Origin of the sequence: uncultured Oscillibacter sp., from assembly GCF_950073225.1 — a bacterium.
In the GTDB taxonomy this organism is placed as follows: domain Bacteria; phylum Bacillota; class Clostridia; order Oscillospirales; family Oscillospiraceae; genus Oscillibacter.
The window spans coordinates 29,392-54,489 of the sequence record NZ_CATMPS010000017.1 but is presented as its reverse complement, the minus strand read 5'-3'; the positions used below and the strand labels follow the sequence as shown (position 1 = coordinate 54,489).

At 61.0% G+C, this 25,098-nt stretch carries 28 protein-coding genes and 1 pseudogene; 15 read left to right on the top strand and 14 right to left on the bottom strand.

Annotation, left to right across the window (positions count from 1 at the left end):
* Positions 1-222, top strand: a 222-nt coding sequence (locus Q1M04_RS09835) for a hypothetical protein (RefSeq protein WP_300447566.1), incomplete at its 5' end; no start/stop codon positions are given.
* 352 nt (positions 223-574) lie between these two features.
* Here the strand turns inward: Q1M04_RS09835 and Q1M04_RS09830 are convergent.
* Positions 575-1,174, bottom strand: coding sequence for a DUF4368 domain-containing protein (locus tag Q1M04_RS09830; RefSeq protein ID WP_300447563.1), 600 nt, complete (start codon positions 1,172-1,174; stop codon positions 575-577).
* Between the two features lie 4 nt (positions 1,175-1,178).
* Between Q1M04_RS09830 and Q1M04_RS09825 the strand changes: the two genes are divergently transcribed.
* Complete coding sequence (locus tag Q1M04_RS09825; protein WP_366132217.1) at positions 1,179-1,871, top strand: DNA cytosine methyltransferase; 693 nt, start codon at positions 1,179-1,181, stop codon at positions 1,869-1,871.
* 75 nt (positions 1,872-1,946) lie between these two features.
* On the top strand, positions 1,947-2,195 hold the full coding sequence (locus Q1M04_RS09820; RefSeq protein ID WP_366140821.1) for a DUF6017 domain-containing protein: 249 nt from the start codon (positions 1,947-1,949) through the stop codon (positions 2,193-2,195).
* Here Q1M04_RS09820 and Q1M04_RS09815 read toward each other — a convergent pair.
* Positions 2,177-2,488, bottom strand: a pseudogene (locus tag Q1M04_RS09815) (DNA topoisomerase); the annotation flags it as partial. The gene Q1M04_RS09820 and the pseudogene Q1M04_RS09815 overlap by 19 nt on opposite strands.
* Before the next feature lie 15 nt (positions 2,489-2,503).
* Between Q1M04_RS09815 and Q1M04_RS09810 the strand changes: the two are divergent.
* The 7 genes from Q1M04_RS09810 (at position 2,504) to Q1M04_RS09780 (ending at position 8,652) form a co-directional block, all read left to right on the top strand.
* Positions 2,504-2,746: an ATP-binding cassette domain-containing protein gene (locus tag Q1M04_RS09810; protein WP_297999640.1), complete on the top strand. Its 243-nt coding sequence runs from the start codon at positions 2,504-2,506 to the stop codon at positions 2,744-2,746.
* Between the two features lie 3 nt (positions 2,747-2,749).
* Positions 2,750-3,184: a hypothetical protein gene (locus Q1M04_RS09805; protein ID WP_297999643.1), complete on the top strand. Its 435-nt coding sequence runs from the start codon at positions 2,750-2,752 to the stop codon at positions 3,182-3,184.
* On the top strand, positions 3,181-4,107 hold the full coding sequence (locus tag Q1M04_RS09800; protein ID WP_297999645.1) for a hypothetical protein: 927 nt from the start codon (positions 3,181-3,183) through the stop codon (positions 4,105-4,107). The genes Q1M04_RS09805 and Q1M04_RS09800 overlap by 4 nt, the downstream gene beginning before the upstream one ends.
* A gap of 225 nt (positions 4,108-4,332) precedes the next feature.
* Positions 4,333-4,473 (top strand): hypothetical protein, encoded by a 141-nt coding sequence (locus Q1M04_RS09795; RefSeq protein WP_297999647.1) that lies wholly within the window; start codon positions 4,333-4,335, stop codon positions 4,471-4,473.
* 48 nt (positions 4,474-4,521) lie between these two features.
* On the top strand, positions 4,522-4,911 hold the full coding sequence (locus Q1M04_RS09790; protein ID WP_297999649.1) for an XRE family transcriptional regulator: 390 nt from the start codon (positions 4,522-4,524) through the stop codon (positions 4,909-4,911).
* Between the two features lie 148 nt (positions 4,912-5,059).
* Positions 5,060-6,898 carry an NAD(P)-binding protein gene (locus tag Q1M04_RS09785; protein WP_297301058.1) on the top strand — a complete coding sequence of 613 codons (1,839 nt, stop codon included), beginning with the start codon at positions 5,060-5,062 and terminating at the stop codon, positions 6,896-6,898.
* Positions 6,892-8,652 (top strand): NADH-dependent [FeFe] hydrogenase, group A6, encoded by a 1,761-nt coding sequence (locus tag Q1M04_RS09780; RefSeq protein ID WP_297999651.1) that lies wholly within the window; start codon positions 6,892-6,894, stop codon positions 8,650-8,652. The genes Q1M04_RS09785 and Q1M04_RS09780 overlap by 7 nt, the downstream gene beginning before the upstream one ends.
* A gap of 100 nt (positions 8,653-8,752) precedes the next feature.
* Here the strand turns inward: Q1M04_RS09780 and Q1M04_RS09775 are convergent, their stop codons facing one another.
* The 5 genes from Q1M04_RS09775 to megL all read right to left on the bottom strand — a co-directional run bounded on the left by Q1M04_RS09775 (position 8,753) and on the right by megL (position 13,105).
* Entirely contained in the window at positions 8,753-9,685 is a 933-nt protein-coding gene (locus Q1M04_RS09775; protein WP_297999652.1) for a thiamine pyrophosphate-dependent enzyme, read from the bottom strand.
* Between the two features lie 16 nt (positions 9,686-9,701).
* The gene (gene porA / locus Q1M04_RS09770) at positions 9,702-10,880 is read right to left on the bottom strand and encodes a pyruvate ferredoxin oxidoreductase (protein WP_297999653.1); all 1,179 of its coding nucleotides are present in this window, start codon (positions 10,878-10,880) and stop codon (positions 9,702-9,704) included.
* Between the two features lie 17 nt (positions 10,881-10,897).
* Positions 10,898-11,206, bottom strand: coding sequence for a 4Fe-4S binding protein (locus tag Q1M04_RS09765; protein ID WP_297999654.1), 309 nt, complete (start codon positions 11,204-11,206; stop codon positions 10,898-10,900).
* On the bottom strand, positions 11,203-11,781 hold the full coding sequence (locus Q1M04_RS09760; RefSeq protein ID WP_297999656.1) for a 2-oxoacid:acceptor oxidoreductase family protein: 579 nt from the start codon (positions 11,779-11,781) through the stop codon (positions 11,203-11,205). The genes Q1M04_RS09765 and Q1M04_RS09760 overlap by 4 nt, the downstream gene beginning before the upstream one ends.
* A 130-nt stretch (positions 11,782-11,911) precedes the next feature.
* Complete coding sequence (megL, locus tag Q1M04_RS09755) at positions 11,912-13,105, bottom strand: methionine gamma-lyase (RefSeq protein ID WP_297999657.1); 1,194 nt, start codon at positions 13,103-13,105, stop codon at positions 11,912-11,914.
* Between the two features lie 350 nt (positions 13,106-13,455).
* Here megL and Q1M04_RS09750 point away from each other — a divergent pair, with 350 nt between their 5' ends.
* A complete protein-coding gene (locus Q1M04_RS09750) occupies positions 13,456-14,421 on the top strand; it encodes a LysR family transcriptional regulator (RefSeq protein WP_297999658.1) in 966 nt (321 codons plus the stop codon).
* A gap of 81 nt (positions 14,422-14,502) precedes the next feature.
* Here Q1M04_RS09750 and Q1M04_RS09745 read toward each other — a convergent pair whose 3' ends face one another.
* The 3 genes from Q1M04_RS09745 to Q1M04_RS09735 form a co-directional block, all read right to left on the bottom strand.
* A complete protein-coding gene (locus Q1M04_RS09745; protein WP_297999659.1) occupies positions 14,503-15,990 on the bottom strand; it encodes a Na+/H+ antiporter NhaC family protein in 1,488 nt (495 codons plus the stop codon).
* A 205-nt stretch (positions 15,991-16,195) separates the two neighbouring features.
* Positions 16,196-16,639: a zinc ribbon domain-containing protein gene (locus tag Q1M04_RS09740; protein WP_293280946.1), complete on the bottom strand. Its 444-nt coding sequence runs from the start codon at positions 16,637-16,639 to the stop codon at positions 16,196-16,198.
* Between the two features lie 71 nt (positions 16,640-16,710).
* On the bottom strand, positions 16,711-18,747 hold the full coding sequence (locus Q1M04_RS09735) for a glycogen-debranching protein (protein ID WP_300346431.1): 2,037 nt from the start codon (positions 18,745-18,747) through the stop codon (positions 16,711-16,713).
* Positions 18,748-19,047: 300 nt separating this feature from the next.
* Here Q1M04_RS09735 and Q1M04_RS09730 point away from each other — a divergent pair, with 300 nt between their 5' ends.
* Complete coding sequence (locus tag Q1M04_RS09730) at positions 19,048-19,530, top strand: RNA polymerase sigma factor (protein ID WP_204789604.1); 483 nt, start codon at positions 19,048-19,050, stop codon at positions 19,528-19,530.
* A complete protein-coding gene (locus Q1M04_RS09725) occupies positions 19,527-20,429 on the top strand; it encodes a hypothetical protein (RefSeq protein ID WP_297998854.1) in 903 nt (300 codons plus the stop codon). Before Q1M04_RS09730 ends, Q1M04_RS09725 begins: the two co-directional genes overlap by 4 nt.
* A 58-nt stretch (positions 20,430-20,487) precedes the next feature.
* Here Q1M04_RS09725 and asnA read toward each other — a convergent pair whose 3' ends face one another.
* Entirely contained in the window at positions 20,488-21,495 is a 1,008-nt protein-coding gene (asnA, locus tag Q1M04_RS09720; protein ID WP_297998852.1) for an aspartate--ammonia ligase, read from the bottom strand.
* Between the two features lie 43 nt (positions 21,496-21,538).
* Positions 21,539-23,023 (bottom strand): glutamate--tRNA ligase, encoded by a 1,485-nt coding sequence (gene gltX / locus Q1M04_RS09715; protein WP_297998850.1) that lies wholly within the window; start codon positions 23,021-23,023, stop codon positions 21,539-21,541.
* A 281-nt stretch (positions 23,024-23,304) separates the two neighbouring features.
* On the opposite strand from gltX, the gene Q1M04_RS09710 reads away from it, so the two are divergent.
* Both Q1M04_RS09710 and Q1M04_RS09705 read left to right on the top strand, forming a co-directional pair.
* Positions 23,305-23,967 (top strand): HAD family hydrolase, encoded by a 663-nt coding sequence (locus Q1M04_RS09710; RefSeq protein WP_295757959.1) that lies wholly within the window; start codon positions 23,305-23,307, stop codon positions 23,965-23,967.
* Complete coding sequence (locus Q1M04_RS09705) at positions 23,958-24,347, top strand: metallopeptidase family protein (RefSeq protein WP_297293860.1); 390 nt, start codon at positions 23,958-23,960, stop codon at positions 24,345-24,347. Before Q1M04_RS09710 ends, Q1M04_RS09705 begins: the two co-directional genes overlap by 10 nt.
* Before the next feature lie 38 nt (positions 24,348-24,385).
* Here the strand turns inward: Q1M04_RS09705 and Q1M04_RS09700 are convergent, their stop codons facing one another.
* Together Q1M04_RS09700 and Q1M04_RS09695 are read right to left on the bottom strand one after the other, a co-directional pair.
* Positions 24,386-24,904 (bottom strand): NUDIX domain-containing protein, encoded by a 519-nt coding sequence (locus Q1M04_RS09700; protein ID WP_297998848.1) that lies wholly within the window; start codon positions 24,902-24,904, stop codon positions 24,386-24,388.
* An 11-nt stretch (positions 24,905-24,915) separates the two neighbouring features.
* On the bottom strand, positions 24,916-25,095 hold the full coding sequence (locus Q1M04_RS09695; RefSeq protein WP_204789610.1) for a DUF6472 family protein: 180 nt from the start codon (positions 25,093-25,095) through the stop codon (positions 24,916-24,918).
* Positions 25,096-25,098 lie beyond the last annotated feature (3 nt).

The following is a 25,098-nucleotide window of genomic DNA, read 5'->3' as shown; positions in this document are numbered from 1 at the left end:
TTCAGCTCACCGCTGTACAGACATTATAAAGCACAAAAAATAATCCGAGAAGTTTTTGCTGAAAGCCTTGATTTTACTGGCTTTTCGCTCCTCTTCTCGGATTATTTTTCTCCTCAGATAATGCGCCCTTCCTTTCGTCAGGGATTTTACACTCCAATGCCATGTAAAAAATTGAACTCACAGTCAGCATCCTTTCCTGACGCAGGTATTCTCTTGGTCTAGCTTCACTATTTATGCTTTTTCGAAAAATACTTATATGCGCAATAAAGGATTACAAAGAAGAGTCCTCCATAAATAATTTTATACAATAAAAAGAGAGAGTTATGACCATAGGTTATGGTATAAAGTATAAAGTTGCTCGAAAGATATAGAACAATAATTGAAATGAAAAATTTTTTTTTGCGCATTAAATGATGAATACCCCCCCAGTAAAAGTTGCGGTAAAAGTCTCTATTCGGAAAATCAGGCTCAAGATTATGGAGCCGAAAAATCACATGAGTGCAAAGGTACAAAAATGTTGCTTGTGTGGCGATTGCTTTTCAATTTCAAAGTATAGCATACCAACACAAACAAGTCAACCAACCGGAAATGAAACTTTCTCCGCCACTTTTGCGGCTCGCTGTGCCTCTCTCACCCGGCGCATACGCAGCTTGTTTTGCTCCCGTTCCCGGTTCCTAGCCGCCAATGCTTTTTGTGCTTTCGCTTCTTCCTCGGAGGTTAGAATAACCTCTGGTTTAGGCGGAACAAAACAACCGATGAAATTGAAATATATATCGACCTTCTGCCGCCTGTCCCCGGTGGATTTGTCCGCCTCATGGACAACGACTTTCTCAATAAACTCGTTGAGCATGGGGGCGGTCAGTTCGTCAAAGGTGATCTGATCTTCCGCCGAATAATGGTTGTTATCTCCGGGCTTTGTTACGGTAATGGTCACTTTACCTGTGCCAGTGACAGTGACCTTGCCGGAGCTGTCCACAGTGGCGGCGCCGCTGGCGGACCAACTTACACCGCCTTCGGTATGCAGGGTGAAGCTGTCTCCGTAGGTGATGGTCCCTGTTGGCAGGCCAGAGATACTGGGCGCGGTCTGGCTGGCCTTGGCGATGGTGCCGGTGGCATTTACCGAGCCGTTGGTGAGATTGTAATTGTTCGCCTTGGCGCTGTCCTTGAGGGTCACAGCGATGCTGACGCTCTTCACTGACCCCCGAGGCGCTCTCTTTTTTGAGATTGCCCGGCTGGCTGAAGCAAAGCGGCCTTCGTATCTGCTTCTCGAAAACGTACCCGGACTCCTGTCACACGATCAAGGGCGGACGTTTGCGGCCATCCTCTCCACGCTGGTAAGGGGACCCCGCCGGAGCCCAGCGAAGCGGGTCCGGTGGGGAGAGGAGGAAAGAATGGAGCGGGCAGAGTCCTCGCCCTGTAGGGCGGGGACGGAACAGAGCGGAATTTCTTCCGACGAGGGGTATCATGTCGAATGGTCTGTGCTTAACAGCGCCGCTCATAACGTGCCGCGATCCCGGAGAAGGCTGTTCCTTATCTGCTATCTTGATCCCCGATGCGCCGGAAAAATATTACCTGTCTTCGGAAATGGTGAAAAGGCTCTTATACAGCTCATCGGGGGCCCTCAGGGCTACCGGCTCTACGACGTCGAAGGCGTAGCCTGCACCCAGACCGCCGGTTCCGGCGGCACGGGGGCCAAGACCGGGCTGTATCTCGTGGACCTGAGCAAGGGTGCGCCGGAGCGGACGGAGATCGCCCGCTGCCTCACCGCCCGCTACGGGCAGACCAGTCTGTCCACCCACCCTCGGGAGCGGTCCGGTGTGCTGTTGATTAAAGAAGCTACCAAGCGGGGGTACAAAGAAGAAAGAGACTGAATTAACTGAGACCAATCGTATCCTCCCCCAGCCCCCCGCACCTCTGGAAGCCGTCCACGGTATGGACGGAATCTGATGGATGAGATGCGATGGGTCCGGGAAGAAATCCGGGAAAACATTGACTATGAGGGATTGGTCTGGGACTTCCCCTGTGACAGCGACATTTTTGACGGTTATGTGGAGCTGATGGTAGAAGCCGCATGCTGCTCAAAGGAAACGGTCCATATCTGCGGGCAGGATATCCCGACAGCGGCAGTCCGAAGCCGCTTTCTGAAGCTGGAGCGGGGGCACATTCTCTATGTCCAGGACTTGTTGCTGCAATAAAAATTTTTCTTGCCCTCATAGACGGAAGAGCCGCACCGGGGATACTTGCCGATTTCCTTTCGCTCCGGCGCAAACAGCTTTTTCTTTTCCTCCGGGACGGCGGCATATTCTTTCACAAGCCCCGCCGCCATTGCTTCAATGCCACGCATGAAGCTGTCCGGGTCGGCTTCGCCTTTTGCAATCTCCGTCAGAGCGTTTTCCCATTCAGCGGTCAGCTTCGGGCTTGCGAGGGTGTCGGGCAGGACGGCGACAAGGTTCTTGCCGTCTTTGGTGGGGATACCCTGCTGTTCCCCACCTCCGGGCAGATTTTGTGGGAGGGGGAGGACATTCACGCCCTGGACGAGAGTTACCGGGGCTTACTGGGTTATCTGCCCCAGGAGTTCGGCTACTACCCCGGCTACACCCCCCGGCAGTTTCTGCGTTACGTTGCCGCCCTCCAGTGCATCCCCCGGAAAGAGGCTGACCAACGGATCAGCGAACTGCTGGAGTTGGTAGGGCTGTCCGATGCGGAACACAAGAAAATGCGGCAGTTGTCCGGCGGGATACGGTAGCGGGTGGGCATCGCCCAGGCCATGCTCAACGACCCCAAGCTGCTGATTTTGGACGAGCCCACCGTCGGCTTGGACCCGCGGGAGCGGGTACGGTTCCGCAATCTGATTCACTCTCTGGCAAAGGACCGAATCGTCATCCTCTCCACCCACATTGTCTCCGATGTTGAGACCATCGCCGGGCAGATTGTCATGCTCCGGGACCACAGGCTGTTCTGCTGTGACAGCCCGGCGGGAATCTGCGGCAAAATGAAGGGCCGGGTGTTTGAGGTCCCGGCGGAAACCGCTCTGGCGGAAAATCAGTTTCTCCTCAGCGAGCGGCAGGGGGAACAGGGGACGGTCCTGCGTATCTTCTGCGACACTCCGCTCCGGGGAGCTGTTCCAGTGACGCCCGGCCTGGAGGATGCGTTCCTGGCTATCTACCGGGAGGGGCAGGTATGAGACTGCTGAGATATGAGTGGGGCAAGCTGGCCCGCCTGCCCGCCCTTTGGAGTGCGCTGGTCCTGTGTCTGGCCTTTAACTGCCTGCTCATCGGCAGCGGGGACCGCTGGCGGTGGGAGTGGAACGAGACCGCTGCTATGACCGGCGGGCTGGGCCAGCGGGTAGACGGCGACTTTCTGGACGGGCTGGGGCGGCGTCCCCAGTCAGATTACCGGAACTATCTTCTGTCCGCTGCGGAGGGTATGACGGACATTTATGCGGACTACGACCTGAAATCTCTCTCGGACTTTTACAACAGCTATGTCAAAAGCTCTCCCACGGCGGCAGTCCTGATGGAGTGCAAGTATGAGCGGCTGGCGGAGCGGATCGCCCACCTGTCAGAAACAGGAGCGGCCATGGATTGGTACAGCGGGCCAATTACCCATTACGTCCACCAGTTTCTCTATGGGACCCTGATGCGGGCTGTCCTCACCGAGGGTGCGGTGCTGGGGATGCTGTCCATGTTGTTTCTGCTGGGCTACGAAAATCAGCAGCGGACGGCGGCGGGGGTGTACGCCTCCCGCACCGGGAGAAAGCTGTGCCGCTGGAAGGTGCTGGCCGGAATCACCTGGGCGCTGGCGGTGTATCTGCTGCTGGCGGCCATCTGCGGGACGCTGATGCGAAATGTCTACCTGTCCGCCCTGCTGCTGGCTCTGCTGCTGTGCGGCAGCGCGGCGGCCCAGGCCCTCTGCTCCCAGGCGGGGCTTTGGATGAGGTATGCCCTGCTGACTTTTCAGCGCGTCAGTATCTGGCTAACGATCAACGGCTGGTTTACCGAATTGGGGCTGAACAGCTTTCTGCCCTGGCAGGAGACCATCAGCACAGGGCTTGGGCTGGCGGTCTGCGGCCTGGGGACAGCTTTGGCGTTGAGACACTTTGGGTGAAAGGACGTGATGACATGAGCCTATTGGGGCAGGAACTGAAGAAAATTTGGCGTCCCGGAATTTTGGTGGGCATTGTCCTGCTGGGGCTGATCTACTACTATATGTTCCCCAGTTTTTACATTGAGCATTTTTCCAACGGCCCCTCGGCCAAGGAACAGTTTGACCTTTCGGTGGAGTGGGTCGCCCGATACGGCTCCACCCCCGGAGCCGGAGGAGCGGGCGGAGGTGGACAGCCAACTGGCGGAGGAGATTGCCAAATTCAACCGGCGGCTGGAGAAGTTTCCAGAGGCCGTAGCAGTGGGAATTACAGACTATACCAGCTTTCGTGCCGCCAACCAGTCCGATGAAAATACCCAGTTGATGTAGGATATTCGAGATGGGACAAACTACTATACGATTGAGAATATCCAGCAGATGATAGAACTGTGTGACCTCCAGAGAGGCTATCGCGGACAACCGGACGAGACTCTGCCGGACATCCGACAGTCCAAGCACCTGGCGCTGCTTTACGGCCTGACCCTGGACGAGCTGATCGCCTTCGACCTGGAGGTCCAGGAGATTCAGGAGGTCATTGACCGCACCCGGGAGGAGGTCTCGGACAAAATCGACTGGACCAAGGCGTGGAGCAAAAAGTACCCTGTCCTGGCCCAATACCAGTCCCAGGTGGACGCCGCCCCCTACGCGGCGGAGCTGGAGCGGCTGCTGGAGGAGCTGAAAAGAACCTGCGGCTACAATGAGCTGGACGCGTTTTTGGTGCTGAAAGACATTCTGGCACAGGTTTGGAAGGCCCGGAAGCGCGCCTGAGACGCCATCGCTGAGAAATATTTCACAATAAAGGGAAGCCCTTACAAAAAAAGATTGTCTATTTTATAACTTTGCTTGACTTTTCCAGCCTGTGTCTCCATAATAATATTTAGGAAACCAAAAAAACTTTTAGGAGAGAAGTGAAGTCATGAGCAGACTGGAAGTGAAGACCCCCGGCCAGGCCCAGGCGGTGGTGGAGCAGCTCTACCGGAACATGGAGCGGCGCATCGCGGCCAGCCCGCCGGGCCTCTGCCCCGTGGACATGGCCCTGAATTTCCTGGACCTCTGCCGGGCCCAGACCTGCGGCAAGTGCGTGCCCTGCCGCATCGGATTGACCCAGCTTTCCAACATGATCCGGGAGGTGCTGGACGGGGAGCCGGATCTGGGCATCCTCCGGCGGATTGAGAAAACCGCCCAGGTCATTGTGGACACGGCGGACTGCGCCATCGGCACCGACGCCGCCAGCCTGGTCCTCATGGGCCTCAAGGGCTTCCGGGACGATTACGAGGAGCATATCCTTCACCACCGCTGCCTGGGGAGCCTTAAGAACCCCGTGCCCTGCGTGGCGCTGTGCCCCGCCGGGGTGGATATCCCGGGCTACATCGCCCTCATCGGCGAGGGCCGCTGCGAGGACGCGGTGCGCCTCATCCGCAAGGACAATCCCTTCCCCACGGCCTGCGCCTATATCTGCGAGCACCCCTGCGAGGCCCGCTGCCGGAGGAACATGGTGGACGACGCGCTGAACATCCGGGGGCTGAAGCGCTACGCCGTGGACCAGGCCGGGGACGTGCCCCAGCCCAAGCCCGCCAAGGCCACCGGGAAATCCGTGGCAATTATCGGCGGCGGCCCCGGCGGATTGTCGGCGGCCTACTATCTGGCCCTTATGGGCCACAAGGTTACGGTCTATGAGAAGCAGAAGGCCCTGGGCGGCATGATGCGCTACGGCATCCCCAGCTACCGCTTCCCCCGGGAGAAGCTGGACGGGGAGATCGCCTCCATCCTGTCCCTGGGCATTGAGGTACATACCGGGGTGGACGTGGGCACCGATGTTTCCTTCGACGAATTGAAGCAGGAGTACGACTGCCTCTATCTCTCCATCGGGGCCCATACCGACAAAAAGACGGGCATTGAGGGGGAGGACAGCCTGGGCGTGGTCTCCGCCGTGGAGTTGCTGCGCCACATCGGGGACAACGAGATGCCGGACTTCACGGGGCAGAACGTGGCGGTCATCGGCGGCGGAAATGTGGCCATGGACGTGACCCGCTCCGCCATCCGCCTGGGGGCGGAGAAGGTGACCTGCGTCTACCGCCGCCGTCAGGAGGACATGACCGCCCAGGCCGAAGAGGTGGAGGGCGCGATTGCCGAGGGCGCGGAGGTGCTGACCCTCCAGGCGCCCCTGCGCATTGAGGCCGACGAGAACGGCCATGTGGCGGCCCTTTGGACCCAGCCCCAGATCATCGGTGAGATGGACAAGGCGGGCCGTCCCCGGCCGGGCACCGCCGATGTGGAGCCCCTGCGGATTCCGGCGGATACCATCATCGTGGCCATCGGCCAGGGCATCGAGACCCGGGGGCTGGAGCAGACGGGCATCAAGATTCAGCGGGGCGGGGCCCTGCTGGCGGACTCCAGCACCCAGCTTCCCGACATGGTGGGCGTCTTCGCCGGAGGCGACTGCGTGACGGGCCCGGCCACGGTCATCCGGGCCATTGCCGCCGGAAAGGCCGCCGCCGCCAACATCGACGAGTACTTGGGCTTCAACCACGAGATTGAGTCCGAGGTCAAGGTCCCCACCCCCCGGTGTACGGACCTCCGCCCCCGGGGCCGGGTCAACGCCACCGAGCGGGACGCCTGTGAGCGCAAGGGAGACTTCCAGTGCATCGAATGCGGCATGACGGACCAGGAAGCCGGGCAGGAGTCCTCCCGGTGCCTGCGGTGCGACCACTTCGGCTATGGAATCTTCAAGGGAGGACGTGTGGAGAAATGGTAAACTTTACAATCAACGGCCGGGAGCTGTCCGCCCCCAAGGGGACCACCATCCTGAACGCGGCGGAAAAGGCGGGCATCCCCATTCCCCACCTGTGCTATTTGAAGGAGCTGAACGAGATCGCCGCCTGCCGCATGTGCATGGTGGAGGTGGAGGGCACGGAGCGCCTGGTCCCCGCCTGCAACACGGAAATCCTGGAGGGCATGGTGATTTACACCAACTCCCCGCGAGTGCGTGACGCCCGGAAAACGAACCTCCGGCTGATTCTCTCCCAGCACAATTCCAACTGTACCGTTTGTGTGCGGAGCGGCTACTGTGAGCTCCAGAAGCTCTCCCACGACCTGAACATCCACTACCAGCCCTATAAGGTCCAGCCGGAGCGCTCCAACGTGGACCTGAGCGTCCCCATCGTCCGGGAGGCCGGCAAGTGCATCAAGTGCATGCGCTGCGTCCAGGTCTGCGACAAAATCCAGGGCATGAACATCTGGGACGTGGCGGGCACCGGCTCCCGGACCACCGTGGACGTGAGCTATAACCGCTATCTCAAAAACACGGACTGCGTATTCTGCGGACAGTGCGTCACCCACTGTCCCACCGGGGCCCTGACGGTCCGGGACGACACGACGAAGGTCCTCCGGGCTCTGGCGGACCCGGAAATCACCACCATCATCCAGGTGGCCCCGGCGGTGCGGGTGGCCTGGGCGGAGGTCTTCAACCTCCCGTCGAAACAGGCCGCCACGGGCCGCATGGTAGCGGCGTTGAAACGCATCGGCTTTGACTACGTGTTTGATACCAACTTCGCCGCCGACCTCACCATCATGGAGGAGGGCAGCGAGTTTATCGACCGCTTCACCCACCGGGGGAAGTACCGCTGGCCCATGTTTACCTCCTGCTGTCCCGGCTGGGTGCGGTTCCTCAAGACACAGTACCCCAGTTACACGGACCATTTGTCCACAGCCAAGTCCCCCCAGCAGATGTTCGGCGCGGTGGCAAAGAGCTATTTCGCGGAGAAGATGGGCCTGGACCCGAAGAAGGTCTTTGTGGCCTCCATCATGCCCTGTTCCGTCAAGAAGGCGGAGAGTGAGCTGCCCACCATGAAGGACGCCTGCGGCGACCCGGACGTGGACGTGGTGCTGACCACCCGGGAAATGTGCCGCCTGTTCCGCAGTGACTGCATTGTCCCGGCGGACCTGGAGGAGGCGGAGTTCGACAGCCCCCTGGGCACGGGCACCGGCGCGGCGGTGATTTTCGGAGCCACCGGCGGCGTTATGGACGCGGCCCTGCGGAGCGCTTACTATCTGGCCACCGGGAAGAACCCCGACGCGGACGCGTTTAAGGCCGTCCGGGGGGAAAAGCCCTGGAAGGAAGCAGCTTTCAATATTCCCGGCGCGGGGGATATCCGGGTGGCGGTGGTCAGCGGCCTGGGGAATACCAGGAAGCTGATGGAGGCCATCGAGGAGGGAACAGCCGATTACGACTTTGTGGAGGTCATGGCCTGCCCCGGCGGCTGTGCCGGGGGCGGCGGCCAGCCCATCCACGGCGGCGCGGAGTACGCCGGGCAGCGGGGGGATAAGCTTTGGAAAATGGACGCGGGATCTGAAATCCGCTTCTCCCACGAAAACCCGGATGTACAGGCCCTGTACCGCACCTACCTCAAAAAGCCCTTGGGAGAGCGCTCCCACCATCTGCTGCATACGGACCACGGCGCCTGGTCCGCCGGAGAGAACGGAGGACGGGCGGCGAACCAGGATTTATAACCGAATTTTGGAGGAACGGAAAGAGAAAAAAACCGGAGGAGGCCGTCAAAAGACGGCCTCCTCCGGTTTTGGAGAGTGTATATAGCAGATAAGCGTAAGCTTACAGCTCGCAGAGCTTGAGGAGCTCCTCCCAGTTGCGGTCAACTTCCTTCTGGGTCTGCTCGATCATCCACTCGTTGCCGGGCTTGAACATGTGGGCGAAGCGGCCCTGGGCCTTCAAGTATTCTTCAACCGGCAGCTTGTTCTTGGGCTTGTAGCTTAAGATGTACTTGCCCTCGACCACTTCGTACAGCGGCCACACGCAGGTTTCGACGGCCAGCTTGGTGATCTCCATCAGCTTCTCGCTGGGATACCGCCAGCCCCGGGGGCAGGGAGCCATCACGTTCAGGAACGCCGCGCCGGGGGTGTAAATCGCCTTGTGGGACTTCTCCGTGATGTCCTTGAAGTTCCCGATAAAGGTGGTCTGTGCAACATACGGAATCCCGTGGGCCACCATGATCTTGGTCAGATTCTTCTTCTGCTGGGGCTTGCCGGGGACCACTTTGCCCACCGGAGTGGTGGTGGTGTCGGCGAAGTGGGGCGTGGAGCTGGAGCGTTGGATGCCCGTGTTCATGTACGCCTCGTTGTCGTAGCAGACATACACCAGGTCATGTCCCCGCTCCATGGCCCCGGACAGGCTCTGGAACCCGATATCGTAGGTTCCGCCGTCGCCGCCGAAGGCGATGAATTTGTAGGTCGCGTCAATTTTGCCCCGCTTTTTCATGGCATGATAGGCCGTCTCTACGCCGGAGAGGGTGGCCGCCGCGTTTTCAAAGGCGTTGTGAATGAAGCTGTCCTTATAGGACGTGTAGGGGTACATGAAGGAAGAGACCTCCAGGCAGCAGGTGGCGGAGCAGACCACGGCGTGGTCCTCCGGCTCCAGGGCCCGCAGCACCGTCCGCACGGCGATGGGGCAGCCGCAGCCCGCGCACATTCTGTGGCCGCCGGTGAAGCGGTCTTCCTTCATGACATTTTCTTTCAGATTATAGGCCATGTTGACTCTTCCCTCCTTACTCGCGCACGTCCAGGTAACGGTACGTCTCGCCCACGTCCCCGGTCTCAGCAATCTTCTCCAGGTCCGCAAAGACGTGCTGGATGCTCTCCACCCGCACGTCCCGGCCGCCCAGGCCGTAGATGTAGCTGATGCCCTTGGGGCCGGAGATGCCGTTGGCGTACAGGCCCGCGCAGGTTTCCGCGAAGATGGGTCCGCAGTGGGCGTTGAAGCTGTCGTCCTTGTCCATGGCGGCAAAGGCCTTCACGTTTTTCAGGGCCTCCGCAATTTCTGCGGCGGGGAAGGGACGGAAGGAGCGGATTTTAATCATGCCCGCCTTCCTGCCCTGAGCCCGGAGCTGCTTGATGGCCTCCCGGGCGGTTCCGGCGGAGGAGCCGATGATAATAATCGCTTCCTCGGCGTCGTCCATCTCGTATTTCTCGATGAGGCCGTACTGGCGGCCCGTCCAGGCGGCGAATTCGTCCGCCACGTCCTGGATGACCTTCTTTGCGTCCATCATGGCCTGGGCCTGGGCCCGCTTAGTCTCCATGTAGTAAACCGGGGTAGAATAGGGGCCCACAGCGATGGGCTCGTCCTTGTTCAGGAGGTAGTGCTGGGGCTTGTACTCGCCCACGAACTCCCGAACCTTCTCCGTCTCCTCCAGTTCGATGTTCTCAATGGCGTGGGAGGTGATGAAGCCGTCCTGGCAGATCATGATGGGCAGGGACACCGCCTCGCCGATCCGCATGGCCTGGAGGTAGTTGTCATAAGCCTCCTGGTTCGTCTCGGCAAACAGCATCAGCCAGCCCGCGTCCCGGACACTCATGGCGTCGGAGTGGTCGTTGTTGATGTTGATGGGGCCGGACAAAGCGCGGCAGGAAACCGCCAGGGTGATGGGCAGGCGGTCCGAGGCGGCCACGTACAGCATCTCGGCCATGTAGATCAGGCCGCAGGAACTGGTGGCGGAAATGGCGCGGCATCCGGCGGCTTCCGCGCCGATGCAGGTGGACATGGCGGAGTGCTCGGACTCCACGGCAATGAAGTCCGTGTCCACTTCGCCGTTGTCCACGTAGGCGGAGAAGTACTGGGGAATTTCGGTGCTGGGCGTGATGGGGTAGGCTCCCATCACGTCGGGGTTGATCTGCTTCATCGCGTAGGCAACGGCTTCGTTGCCGGAAAGTCTCTCTCGAATACTCATTTTATCCTGGCCCCTCCTTACTTTTCGTCCTTGACCATGGTGATGGCCCCGAAGGGGCAGACATTGGCGCAGATGCCGCAGCCCTTGCAGAAGAAGTAGTTGAAGTCCTCCCGCTTGCCTTCCTGGTTGACCGGGATGGACATATCCGGGCACACCGGCGCACACAGCAGGCACTGCTTGCACTTCTCCATGTCCAGCACCGGCTTCATGGTCCGCCAGTCGCCGGTCTCCACCACCTGGGACGTGCCGCCCTCGAAGATGGCGCCGCCGGGGGTGATGTCCTTCCATGTGACCTGAGGGGTCATATCCTTCGCTGAATGGCTCATCCTTCCTTGACCTCCTCCATAGAGCGTTTCAGGGCCCGCATGTTGCCCTCAATGACCTGGGGCTTGGTGGCGAACTTGTGCTTGAAGGACGCCTCCATGTCCTGGATGAACTCCTCCGCGTTGACCACGCCGGAGACCTTGACAATTGCCGCCAGCATGGGGGTGTTGGGGAAGTTCTTCCCCAGCTCCTCCTCGGAAATCTTCCCCGCGTCGATGGTGCAGACCCGGCCCTCGTAGCCCTTGAGCAGGGGGCGGAGCTCGTCGGGGGACTTGCCGGAGTTGATGACGATGGCCCCTTCTTTCTTCAATCCCGCCGTCACGTCCACGGCGGAGATCAACGTCTCGTCCACCACCACCACGTAATCCGGCTCATAGATGTTGGAGTGGACCGTGCTCCGCTCCGAGCTGATGCGGTTGTACGCCGTAATGGGTGCGCCCATGCGCTCCGGGCCGTACTCCGGGAAGCCCTGGACGTATTTGCCCGTGTTGAACGCCGCGTCCGCCAGCAGAAGCGAGGCCGTCTTCGCCCCCTGGCCCCCACGGCCGTGCCAGCGGATTTCTACGATGTCTTTCATGCGCTGCTTGCTCCTTTCGTTTCTTTGCTTGGAGGCGGGGAAGGAGGTGAGGCTCCGGCCCGGTCCAAGCTTATTGTACCGCAAACGCGGCGGGCAGTAAAGACCTGCCCGCCGCTGAAATGTAAGAAAATTACACCAGGGGGTCCAGCACGGCCTTGAAGTCGGCAATGATGTCCTCGGCGTCCTCCAGACCCACGCTGACGCGGACCAGGCCCTCGGAGATGCCGGCGGCTTTCAGCTCCTCGGCGGAATAAGTAGAGTGGGTCATGGTGGCGGGATGTTCCACCAGAGTCTCGGCGTCGCCCAGGGACACGGCCACGGTGCACAGCTCCAGCTTGTTCAGGGCGGCGGCGGTGGCGGCCTTGTCGGCCTTCAGCTCCAGGGCGATCATGCCGCCGGGCAGCTTCATCTGCTTCATGGCGGTTTCATGGCCCTCAAAGCTCTCCAGGCCGGGATAGTAGACCTTGGAGACGGCGGGATGGGCCTCAAAGAACTCGGCCAACTTCTTGGCGTTGGCACAGTGGCGCTCCATGCGGATATCCAGGGTCTTCATGCCACGGGCCATCAGGAAGGCGTCGAAGGGACTCATGACCGCGCCGGTCAGGTCCTTCAGGCCGAACATGCGGCACTTGCCCACAAACTCCTTGTCCCCGACAATGACGCCCGCGATGACATCTCCGTGGCCGTTGAGGTATTTGGTGGCGCTGTGAACCACGGTGTTGGCGCCCAGGGCCAGGGGCTGCTGGAGGTAAGGCGTGCAGAAGGTGTTGTCCACGATTACCCGGATGTCGGACTTGAAGTCATGGGCGGTCTTGGCAATCAGGGCGATGTCCAGAATCTTCATGGTGGGGTTGCAGGGAGTCTCGAAATACACCACCTTGGTCTTTTCGGTCATGGCCTTTTTGAGGTTTTCAATGTCGCTCAGGTCGGTGAGGGTGACCTTGACGCCGAACTGGCTCATGCCGTGCTCCAGCAGGGAGTAGGTGCAGCCGTACAGAGTTTCGTCCGCCACGATCTCGTCCCCGGCGGAGACGGAGCTCCAAAGAGCGGTGGAAATAGCGCCCATGCCGGAGGCGGCTGCCAGAGCGTCCTCGCCGCCTTCCAGGTCGGCCATCTTGGCTTCCACCAGGTTGGTGGTGGGGTTGCCCAGGCGGCTGTAGATGTAACCCTCTTCCTTGCCGGCGAAGCGGGCGCCGCCCTGCTCCACAGACGCAAACTCAAAAGTGGAGGTCTGGTAAATCGGGGCGCACAGAGAGCCGGCGGTGTTCTCTACCTTGCCGGCGTGGATCTGGCGGGTGGCGAAGCCCTTGTTCTTACAGTTCATAATTGTTTACCTTCCTTTCTTTTTTGCGCCGGCCGGCGCCGGCTTATGCTGGAAAAAGTTAGAGTTCAATTTTTCTGCTATTGAACGCCCTTCTCTTTCCGGCGCCGGGCGGACCTGTGAGAGTGTATGGAGAGACGGTTATACAGCGGAATTGGGGTAATGTTGACCAGGAAGCGGAGAGCGATCCTCCGGCTTTTTGTCAACTCCTATAGTCATCATACCATTTTTTCCGCAGGGGTGTTAGTATGAGTTTTTTTGAATTTGTTAGCGTTTTGAGTGATAGCGATTTGACATTCCGGGAAAAGTACTCTATAATACCTGAAAGGCTTTTATAGGAGGGGAACGGTGCGATGAACTTTCAGCAGCTGAACTATGTGGTGGAGATATCAAAATGCGGCTCCATCAATAAAGCGGCCAACAAGCTGTTTCTCTCCCAGTCCGGCATCTCCACCGCCATCCGGGAATTGGAAGAGGAGCTGGGCATCCAGTTCTTTGTCCGAAGCAACCGGGGCGTGGAATTCACGCCGGACGGGCGGGAGTTTTTGGGCTACGCCGCCTCCCTGCTGGAGCAGAAGCAGTGGATCGAGACCCGCTATGGAGAGGCGCGGAACGCCGCTCCGGCCACGCATCTGTCCGTTTCCTCCCAGCGCTATCCCTTTACGGAGGACGCCTTCATTGAGCTGCTCCAATCCCCGGAGGCCAACCGCTATCAGTTTTCCATCCGGGAGGTGGACATGGACGCCGTTATCGACGACGTGTATGACCACCGGGCGGATATCGGGGTCATCTGCCTGACGGAGCTGACGGAAAAGATCATTTTCCGTTTTCTGGATTCCCGGGCCCTGGTCTTCCACGAGATTGCGGAGGTGGACCCCTGCGTCTACGTCCGCCGGGGCCACCCCCTGGCGGAACGGCCGGCGGTGAAGGAGGCGGATCTGGCGGGATATCCGTATGTATCCTTTGAGCGGGAACAGGGCGTGGCGGTGGATTTCTCCGAGGAGTACCGGATGCTGTCCTTGAAGAAGCCCGCCCGGCAGATTCGGGTCAACAGCCGCAGCGCCATGCTGCGGGTCCTGTCCTACACCGACGGCTTTACCACCGGAAGCGGCCTGATTACGAAAAGCAGCGGCTACCGGAAGCTCATCACCCTGCCGCTGGCGGAGAAAAGCGGCATCCGCATCGGCTGGATCGCCTTAAGGAGCGTCAAGCTCTCCGCCCAGGCGGAGCGGTTTTTGAAGCTGCTGGAAAAGAATATCCTGGAGTCCATCCAGTTTACAAACGAGGCCCGGCAGTCCCGGAAGGAGGAGACTCTGTAAGGAGAGTGGGACTGCCGGGCGGAAACGGGCCGAGGTTTGAAAAAGGAGCGCGCCGGAAGACCGGCGCGCTTCAAAGCGTCTTTAGACGGAATGCTCCCTCTCAATGGCCTTCTCGGCTTCCAGAAGGGCCTTCTTGGCCGTGACGCCGGACTCGGCCACGTCATACTCCCAGTTCCAGGGGTCCTTCTTGCAGGCGCCGTCGGCGAAGGGGATGAAAATGGAGGCGATGCCCACAATGGCCAGCACCCAGCAGTACCACAGATTGGGGATGATGTCTGTGGGGTTGATGTTTATGCCGCAGGCCACCGTCAGGGACGCGGCGGACAGCAGCTGCGCGCCGTAGGGGATGATGCCCTGGAACACGCAGGAGAACACGTCCAGCAAAGAGGCGGTCCGCCGGGGGTCCACCTTGTATTCGTGGCTGATCTCCTTGGCCATGCTTCCGCTGAGGACGATGGCCACGGTGTTGTTGGCCGTGGCGCAGTCCGCCAGGGACACCAGGGCGGCAACGCCCACCTGGGCGGACTTGTTGCCCTTCATCATGCCCCGGAGGCTGTTGATAAGCCAGTTGATGCCTCCGTTATGGGTGACCATTTCACCCATGCCGCCGCAGAACAGCGTCAGGAAAAAGACCTCGTTCATGCCGGTAAAACCGCTCCAGATGGCCTGGGCAAAGCCGAACAGGTCTATGGAGCCGGTGGCGATGCCCACCAGGCCCGCCGCGAAGATGCCGATGGTCAGCACCAGGAACACGTTCATGCCGATGAGAGCCAAAAGGAGGACCAGCAGATAGGGTATTACCTTGATGATGCTGTATTGGAGTTCGTCCATGGGGACGGCGGTTTCAGGACGGCCCACGATCAGCAGGACCACCAGGGTGATGAGGGCCGCGGGCAGGGCGATAAAGAAGTTCACCCGGAACTTGTCCCGCATCTCGCAGCCCTGGGAGCGGGTGGCGGCGATGGTGGTGTCGGAGATCATGGACAGGTTGTCGCCGAACATGGCGCCGCCCACGCAGGCGCCCACCAGCAGGGGGATGGACAATCCGCCCTTGTCCGCAACGCCCACGGCGATGGGGACGATGGCCCCGATGGTGCCCATGGAGGTGCCGGTGGCCGTGCCCATAAAGGCGGAGATGATGAACACGCCGGCGGCGAGGAACTGCACGGGGACCAGGGAGAGGCCCAGGTTGACGGTGGCGTCCCGGCCGCCCATGGAGGCGGCGACGCTGGAGAACGCGCCCGCCAGCAGATAGATCATCAGCATGGTCAGCACGTCGATATTGGCCGCACCCCGGGCGAAGATGGCGAAGCGCTCGTCAAGGCTGCCCTTGGTGATGGCGAAGGCCACCAGCAGGGCGATGAACATGGCGGTGACAGAGGGGAACTGGTAGAATGCCATTTCAACGCCCTGGGCCTGGAGAATCAGGCCGGCGCCGAGGTAGATCACGACAAAAATCAGAAAGGGGACCAGTGCCAGGGCGCTGCTCTTTTTGTTCAAGTTGTGTTCCATTTCATTTCTCCTTTTCTTTACCGCTTGTGGAATACGCCTTCTTTCCTCTGTTTGCATAGTTTGCATAGTTTTCCGCTGAGAGTCTCCTTCTCTCTTGTGCAAAATTATAACAGATTTTGGCAGAAACCGGTAATAGCTATTTTATGCAATCCGTCCACGGTTTTGCCGATAGTAGACGGATTTCTTCCAGATTCCAAAACTGGAAATCAAAAAAGGAATGAAAATTACCCGCAAAAAGGAGCGCCCGCACCGGGCGCTCCTTTCAAGCTTCCTTCTTTTTCCAGCGGTCCAGGGTGGGCAGCAGCTCCGCCATGTACGTCCGGTTGGCCTCCGGGTCCCCGGGCATGTGGGGGAGGCACTGTTCCACCATCTCCTCCACGGTGCAGTCCCGGAGAAACGCCCCGTTGTTCCAGCACCACTCGCAGTAGTGCTGGTTGAGGGCCCCGTCCTGTTCCCGGCCCATGTGCTCGGGGGTGAGGGGCATGCCGCAGCTCTGACACCTGAGGCCCGAGGGATAGCCGAGAAGGTCGTTGATGGTCACGTTGAAGAGCTTGGAGATGGCTTGCAGGGTCTCGATTTCCGGTACCGTATCGCCCTGCTCCCAGCGGGACACGGCCTGCCGGGTGACGAAGAGCTTTTCGGCGATGTCGTTTTGGGAAAGGCCCGCTTTTTTCCGCAGGTCCGTGAAGATGTCTTTGAATTTCATGGGTCCGCCTCCTTTGTGGTATCAGCTTACCATGGAGGGGACAGGCCGTCAAGCAACCGTCGGTTGCGCTCTTACCGGGGCCGGGCGGCGAAGACCTTCACGCTCCGGGGGCCGATGGAGAACCGGCCGCTGGGGATGTCCGCGGCGGACTGGCCCGCCTCCCAGGTGTCCGCCAGCTGTTCCCAGACCAGACTCCGGGGCAGCTCCGGCAGCTCCACCTCCAGGGGCTTCCAGTAGGCGTTAGAGGCGGTATAGACGATCTGGGGCACTTCTCCCTCCGTCTGCCCGGCGAAGAGCACGCCCACGTAACGTTCGTGGTCCTCGAACTGGGTGTGCCAGGGGGTGACGCCGTGGAAGCTGACGTCGGGGAAGCCGTAGTACCCGTCGGAGAGGTTGGCCCGGAGGATGCGGAAGCGCTTGCGCAGGGCGATCATGAACTGGAAGAAGCGGAACATGTCCTTGTTCTCCTCCAGCATCCGCCAGTCCAGCCAGGAGGTCAGGTTGTCCTGGCAGTAGGCGTTGTTGTTTCCAAACTGGGTGTTGCAGAACTCGTCCCCCGCCAGGAACATGGGGATGCCCCGGCTGCACATCAGCAGGGCGAAGGCGTTGCGTACCATCCGCCGCCGGAGGGTGTTGATCTCCGGGTCGTCCGTCGCCCCTTCGATGCCGCAGTTCCAGCTGTTGTTGTCGTTGGCTCCGTCGGTGCCTCCCCAGCCGTTTTTTTCGTTGTGTTTCACATTGTAGGAGTACAGGTCCCAGAGGGTGAAGCCGTCGTGGCAAGTGATGAAGTTCACGGAGGCGTTCTTCCGCTCCCCGGACTGGTAGATGTCCCGGGAGCCCACCATCCGCAGCGCGGCGGCCTGGGCGCAGCCCGCGTCCCCCTTGAGGTAGCGGCGCATGTCGTCCCGGTAGCGGCCGTTCCACTCCGCCCAGCGGTTCCAGGCGGGGAAGGAGCCCACCTGGTAGAGCCCGCCGGCGTCCCAGGCCTCGGCGATGAGTTTCACGTCCCCCAGAATGGGGTCGAAGGCCATGGCCTGGAGGAGGGGGGGCTTGTTCATGGGGGTGCCGTCCTCGTTCCGCCCCAGGATGGAGGCCAGGTCAAAGCGGAAGCCGCTGATGTGGTAGGTGGTGACCCAGTAGCGGAGGCAGTCCATAATCATCTGGTGGACGATGGGGTGGTTGCAGTTCAGGGTGTTCCCGCAGCCGCTGAAATTGTAGTACTGCCCGCCGGGGGTGAGTAAGTAGTAAATGTTGTTGTCGAAGCCCTTGAAGGAGAAGAAGGGCCCGTCCTCGTTGCCCTCCGCCGTGTGGTTGAAGACCACGTCCAGATAGACCTCGATGCCGTTTTCATTGCAGTCCTGAATCAGGCGCTTGAGCTCGTTGCCCTCCCGGTTGTACTCCAGGCCGGAGGCGTAGCTGGTGTTGGGCGCGAAGAAGCTGACGGTGTTGTAGCCCCAGTAGTTGTAGAGCTGTTCCCCATCCACCTGCCGGGCGTCCTGCATCTCGTCGAACTCGAAAATGGGCATCAGCTCCACGGCGTTGACGCCCAGCTCCTTTAAATAAGGAATCTTTTCCCGCAGCCCCTCGAAGGTCCCGGGAGCGGCCACGGCGGAAGACTCATGGATGGTGAAGCCCCGGACATGAAGCTCGTAAATCACCAGATCCTCCATGGGGATCAGGGGCCGGGACATGTTGCCCCAGTCGAAGTCGTCCTTCACCACCCGGGCCCTGTAGTGCTGGTCCATGACGGACTTCACGCCCCACTGGCTCTGTCCCGTCACCGCCCGGGCGTAAGGGTCCAGGAGGTAGCGGGTCTTGTCGAAAATCAGGCCCTTCTCCACGTCCCGGGGGCCGTCCACCCGGAAGGCGTACTCGAACTCCTCGATGTTCAGCTTGAATACAATCATGGAGTACACGTTTCCGATGCGGTAGCGGTCCGGGAAAGGCAGGACGGCGTAGGGCTCCTCCTCCCCCCGCTGGAAGAGCAGCAGCTCGATGGCGGTGGCTCCGTGGGAATGGACCGTAAAGTTCACGCCGCCGGGGATGGCGGTGGCGCCGTTGATTTCATAAAAGCCCGGCCGCACGTCGAACCCGTTTACGTGGTCCATGGGAACGAGATGGATGGTGCGGGGCAGGGCCACCGCGGGGGTCTCGGAAAGGGCCGCCTGGGCCGGGATATTGTCCTGTGTTTTCACCGGGAACTCCTTCCTAGCCGCTCCGGCGGCTGTAGAATACGGCTTCATTATACAACACCCCCTCAGATTTGTCATAGCTTTTTTCCCTTTTTGTGAGATTTCACAAAGTCTTTGTGGGAAAGTACCATTTATAATAAAGCCGAAGGTTTTTTCCGGCAGGGTGAAAAATTTCCCGCCGCCCAGCCGTGTTGTAAGCAGAAGGGAGTGAGGAACGTGGTTCCATTTGGTACCGATGAAACCATCCGCCGGATTGTCTCGGCCTACAGCGACATGCTGCTGCGGCTGGCGTGCACCCGCCTGGGTTCCTCCGCCGACGCGGAGGACGCCGTGCAGGAGGCGTTTTTGCGCCTGCTTACCGCCCGGCCCGTCTTCCGGGACCCGGAGCACGAAAAGGCCTGGCTGATCCGCACCACCCTTCAGCGCGCCAGCGACATCCGCCGGAAGGCGGAACAGCGCAACGTCCCTCTGGAGGACGTGACGGAGCCCGCGGCCCCGGAGAGCCCCGGGGAGGAGCTTCGCTCCGCCGTCCGGGCCCTGCCGGAGATGTACGGGGCCGTCATCCACCTCCATTACTATGAGGGATATTCCATCAAAGAAATTGCCAAACTGCTGGGCCTGCCCGCCGCCACGGTGGGCACCCGCCTGGCCCGTGGCCGGGAGCGGCTGCGGCAGATGCTGAGGGAGGACGTTGTATGAACGATTACCGAAAGGCTTTCGACGAGCTCTCCTTTTCCGCGGATTTTCAGGAGCGGACGGCGGACCTGCTGCGAAATCGCGCCCGCGAATTGGAAAAGGAGCGTACTGACATGACTATCAGCAAAACCAAAAAAATCGCGGTGCTGGCCGCCGCCTGTATCGCCCTGCTGGCGGTGTCCGTGTCCGCCGCTTACGCTTGGCTCACCCCCGCCCAGGTGGCGGAGGAGCACAACCAGCCCCTGCTGGCGGAGGCCTTTGAGGGCCCCGACGCCATCGAGATCAACGAAACCGTGGAGAGCGGGGACTTCTCCATCACCCTGCTGGGCCTGGTGTCCGGGCGGAACCTGGACGTTTTGAACCAGGACCTGGAAAAGGACCACACCTATTCCGTCCTGGCCCTGCGGCGGCTGGACGGCACGCCGCTGGAGAATGAGACCTTCGATTTCAGCGGCTACACCATGACCCCCCTGGTGGCGGGCTGTTCCCCCGCAGCGGTGAACAACTGGACCCTGAGCGCCTTTGCACAGGGCTTTGCCAAGGACGGCGTGTATTACTACCTGCTGGACACCCAGAGCATCGAGATGTTCGCGGACCGCACGGTCTACATGGCCTTCTATGAGGGATTCGCGCCCAGCAACGACATTTTCACTGTGGCGGAAGACGGGACCATCGCCTTCGCGGACGATTTCACCGGCGTCCACGCCCTCTTCACCCTGCCCCTGGACTCCGCCAAGGCGGACCCCGCAGCGGCGGAGGCGTTCCTGACGGAGAACGACATGGGCTGGACCAACGAACGGACGGAACCGGAGGGGGAATGGGAAATCGAGCGCCATGAGACGGAGGACGGCGAGGAGATTTTCCTCCGGCCCGAGGACGGCGGCACGGACGCGAGCCAGTAAGAAAAAAGAGGACCGGCGGGGACGCTTCCCCTCCGGTCCTTCTCTATATTCACAGGCTTTACAGGAGGGTAATTCCCGCCTTTTCGCAGCCTTCCAGGGTCTCCTTGTCCCAGAGGCTGACCTGGACCTCACCGATGTGGCAGGCCTCCAGCAGCAGCATGCACACACGGGACATGCCGATGCCGCCGCCAATGGACTGGGGCAGTTCCCCGTTCAAAAGCATCTGGTGGAAGGGCAGCTTCCGCCGCTCGTCGCACCCGGCAGCGGTGAGCTGGCGGTCCATGGCCGCCGCGTCCACCCGGATGCCCATGGAGGACACTTCAAAAGAGCGCTGGAGCACCGGGTTCCACATGAGAATGTCCCCGTTCAGCTCCCAGTCGTCGTAGTCCGGGGCCCGGCCGTCGTGGCGGTTCCCGGATTTCAGGGTCTTGCCGATCTGCATGAGGAACACCGTCCGGTGCTTGCGGCAGATCTCCGTCTCCCGCCCGGCGGGGTCCAGGTGCGGGAAGCGGTCCTCCAGCTCCTGGGTGGTGATGAAGTACACGTCCCGGTCGGGCCGGAAGGTCAGGGCGGGGAAGTGGTTGCGCAGAACGGAGGCGGTGTCGCACAGCCCGCCCACGATGTCCCGCACCGTGTCCTTTAGATACTGGAGCTTCCGGTCTTCCTGGCCGATGTGCTTCTCCCAGTCCCACTGGTCCACATAGATGGAATGGAGATTGTCCACCACCTCGTCCCGGCGGATGGCGTTCATGTCGGTGAAAAGACCCATGCCCTGGGGGAACTCATAGCGCTTGAGGGCCAGGCGCTTCCACTTGGCCAGGGAGTGGACCACCTGGCCCTCGGCCCCCACGTCGGGGATGTCGAAGGTCACAGGCCGTTCCACGCCGTTCAGATCGTCGTTCAGGCCGGTGCGCCCGTCCACGAACAGGGGGGCGGAGACCCGGTGAAGGTTCAGCCGGAGGGTGAGGTTGCGCTGGAAGTCCTCGTGGATGAGTTCAATGGCCCGCTGGAGCTCATTGTTGCTCAGGGGCATCCGATAGCCCTGGGGGATGGTGAGCTTGCTCATGTGATAAAACCAGTCCTTCATTCAGATTATGCGGGGGGAGGGATTACAGCTTCCCAAGGCCGAGGCGGAGGCGGCGGAGGGTCTCCTCCCTGCCTAAGATGTGGCAGATTTCCACCGCGCCGCCGGGAGTTACCTGCTTGCCCGCCGCGGCGATGCGGACGGGCCACATCAGCGTGGCGTTCTTGACGCCCAGGGATTCCGCCAGGCCGATGAGGCAGTCGTGGACGGAATCCTGGGTCCAGCTTTCCAGGGCCTCCAGGGCGGGGACGGCGGCTTCCAGCATGTTCCGGGAGACCTCTGCGTCGGTCTTGGATTTTTTGTTGGTGAAGAGGGAAACGTCATACTCCGGCAAAGCGTCGAAGAAGTCCACCTTCTCCGGGATGTCCGTCAGCTTCTCGCACCGGGCCTGGAGCAGGGCGGCCACCGCCGCCGGGTCAACGGCGGGGTTTTTCACCGCCTGCCGGATATAGGGCTCCGCGATTTTGGCGAAGTCCTCCGGGGCCATGGCCCGCAGGTACAGGGCGTTGAAGTAGGTCAGCTTTTCGATGTCAAAGATGGCGGGGGACTTGGAGATGCCCGCGATGTCGAAGGCGTCCACCAGCTCCTCCAGGGAGAAGACCTCCTGCTCGCTGCGCTCCCCCTTGGGGGCCCAGCCCAGCAGGGCCACGTAGTTCAGCACGGCGGGGGTCAGATAGCCCTGGGCAATCAGGTCCTCATAGGAGGGGTCCCCGTGGCGCTTGCTCATCTTGTTGTGCTGGTCCCGCATGACGGGGGAGCAGTGGACGTAGGTGGGAATCTCCCAGCCGAAGGCCTCGTAGAGCAGATTGTATTTCGGGGCGGAGGAGAGGTATTCGCTGCCCCGGACCACATGGGTGATGCCCATGAGGTGGTCGTCCACCACGTTGGCGAAGTTGTAGGTGGGCAGGCCGTCCCGCTTCAAAAGCACCTGGTCGTCCAGGGTCTTGTTTTCCACTGTGATGTCGCCAAAGCTCACGTCGTGGAAGGTGGTGGTCCCCTCCTGGGGGATGCGCTGGCGGATGACGTAGGGCATTCCCGCCAGCAAGTTGGCGTCGATCTCCTCCTGGGAGAGCGCCCGGCAGGGGTCCGCCGCCCGGTCAAAGTTTCCGCTGTCCTCCTCGGACTCGGTTTTCTCGCAGAAGCAGTAGTAGGCCGCGCCCTTTTCCACCAGGAGCTTGGCGTACTTCCCGTAGAGGTCCCGGCGCTCCGACTGGATATAGGGCCCCGTGGGGCCGCCTACGTCGGGGCCCTCGTCATGGGTCAGGCCGCACTCGGCCATGGTGCGGTAGATCACGTCCGTGGCGCCCTCCACCAGGCGGCCCTGGTCCGTGTCCTCAATGCGGAGGATAAAGGTGCCGTGGTGATGCCGGGCGATGAGCCAGGTGTACAGGGCGGTGCGGAGATTGCCCACATGCATGTAGCCCGTGGGGGAAGGGGCGAAGCGGGTGCGGACCGTCCCCTTGGGGATGCGGTCCTCCATGTCCTGGAAAAAGCGGCTGTCGGTCGCCATAGGTAAACCTCCATGTCAAGCCGGGGAAGCCCGGCGGGTTTGGTAATAAGACACTGCCATTATCCACGCTTTGGGAGAAAAAGTCAAGGGCGCCCCTTCCGGTTTCCCGTTCCTTTTTGCCAGATACGCTAAAAAAGCCGCCGCGCAAAGCCTTGGCTTTCAGTCCCTTCGTCACTTGCAAAGGGAAAGGGGGCTTGTTAGAATATTTGAGGGGCGGACAGGCTAAGCGGTCAAGCCCCTTCCCGATATTGAAAACTGATGATACTGATGATGAGGTGCGTATGTATCAAACCGTGATTTTCGACCTGGACGGGACCCTTTTGGACACCATCGAGGACCTGGCCGCCGCGGGGAACTGGGTCTGCCGCCGCAACGGCTGGCCGGAGCACTCCCTGGAGGCGTTCAAGGCCATGGTGGGCCACGGCATCCCCAACCTGGTTTCCAAATTTTCCCCCGAGGGCTGCAAGAGCCCCCTGATTCTGGTGAACACCCTCGCCCAGTTCAGTGAGTACTACGGGGAGCACAACATGGACGCCACCGCGCCCTATCCCGGCGTCCCGGAGCTTTTGGAGCGGCTGAAAGCCGCCGGAGTCCGGATGGCCGTCTACTCCAACAAGGCGGACAGCTTCAGCCGGGAGATCGTGGAGCACTACCTGCCCGGCTTTTTCCGGCTGGTCCGGGGAAAGGTGGACGGCGTGCCTGTGAAGCCGGACCCGGCGGGGCTTCGCGGCGTCATGAAGGAGCTGGGCGCGGAGCCGGAAACCACCCTCTTCGTGGGGGACAGCGCAACAGACATCCACACCGGCCATAACGCGGGATTGAAGGCCTGCGGAGTCACCTGGGGCTTCCGCCCCCGGGCCTCCCTGGAGGAGGCCGGGGCGGACCGTTTGGCGGACACCGTGGAGGAGCTGGAAGCCGCCGTTTTGGAGGGGCCATGGTCCTGAGCTTTGAACAGGCGGGGGACCTGCTGGACACGCTGGCGGAGTCCTTCCCGGAGGCCCTTTTCGACGGGCTCAACGGCGGCGTGAACTTCCAGGAGGAGGCCGTGCCGGACCAGGAGTTTCCCAAGGGGCAGGTATACATCCTGGGGGAGTATTGCGACGATCTGCTGGGACGGTATATCAACCTCTACTATGGCTCCTTCGCCGCCATGGCGGAAAACGAGGACTGGACCGAAGAGGAGTGGGAGCAAGAGCTCCGGCAGACCCTCTCCCACGAGCTGACCCACCACATGGAGGGCCGGAGCGGCCTGCACGCCCTGGACGACAAGGACGAGGCGGAGATGGCCGCCTGGCAGGAGGAATACGGGGAGAGCGATTCCTGAAAAAACCGGAAGGGGAGGCCCCTTCCGGTTTTTTGCCGCTATTTCGTGGGAAAGCCGAACTGCTTTCGCATATCGAAGAGGAACCGCAGGAAGCTCTCCGGGTAGGGAATGAAGGCTCCCCGGCCCAGCATGTCCAAAATTTCCTCCAGAGAGGCCCAGCGGACGGCCTGCACCTCTTCTTCCTGGAGGGTCAGGCCCTCTATGGAGAGGTCCTTTGTGAGGATGTAAAAATCGTCAAAGCCGCCGTCGAAGTTCACCGTCACCGAGGGCCGGAGGCCGCTCAGGTCCAGGGAAACGCCCAGCTCCTCCCGGACTTCCCGCTCCGCCCCCCGGCGGCTGGTCTCCCCGGCGTCCACGCCGCCGCCTACGGACACGTCCCAGAGGTTCGGGAAGATGAATTTTGACCGGGTCCGCTGCTGGATCAGCAGCCGCCCCCGGCGGTCAAAGACGCAGACATGGACCACCAGCCGCAGCTCGCCGGGGCCCTTGGGGACGCTTCGCTCCGCCGTCTTCCCCAGGGGGAGGCGGTTTTCATCGTATAAGTCTACCAGTTCCATAGCGCCCTCCCTTACTGCTTCGCCGCCGTCTTGTAGTCCCCGCCGGGGCGGTAGAAGGGGCAGGCGGTGTTGGTCCCCTTCAAAAAGCGTTCCATCTCGTCCTCGTCCAGGTCCATGGTGCAGACGAAGGCTTCCAGCTCCTCGTCGTAGTCATAGCAGACACAGTCCTCGCAGATACTGCTCACGCGCATCAC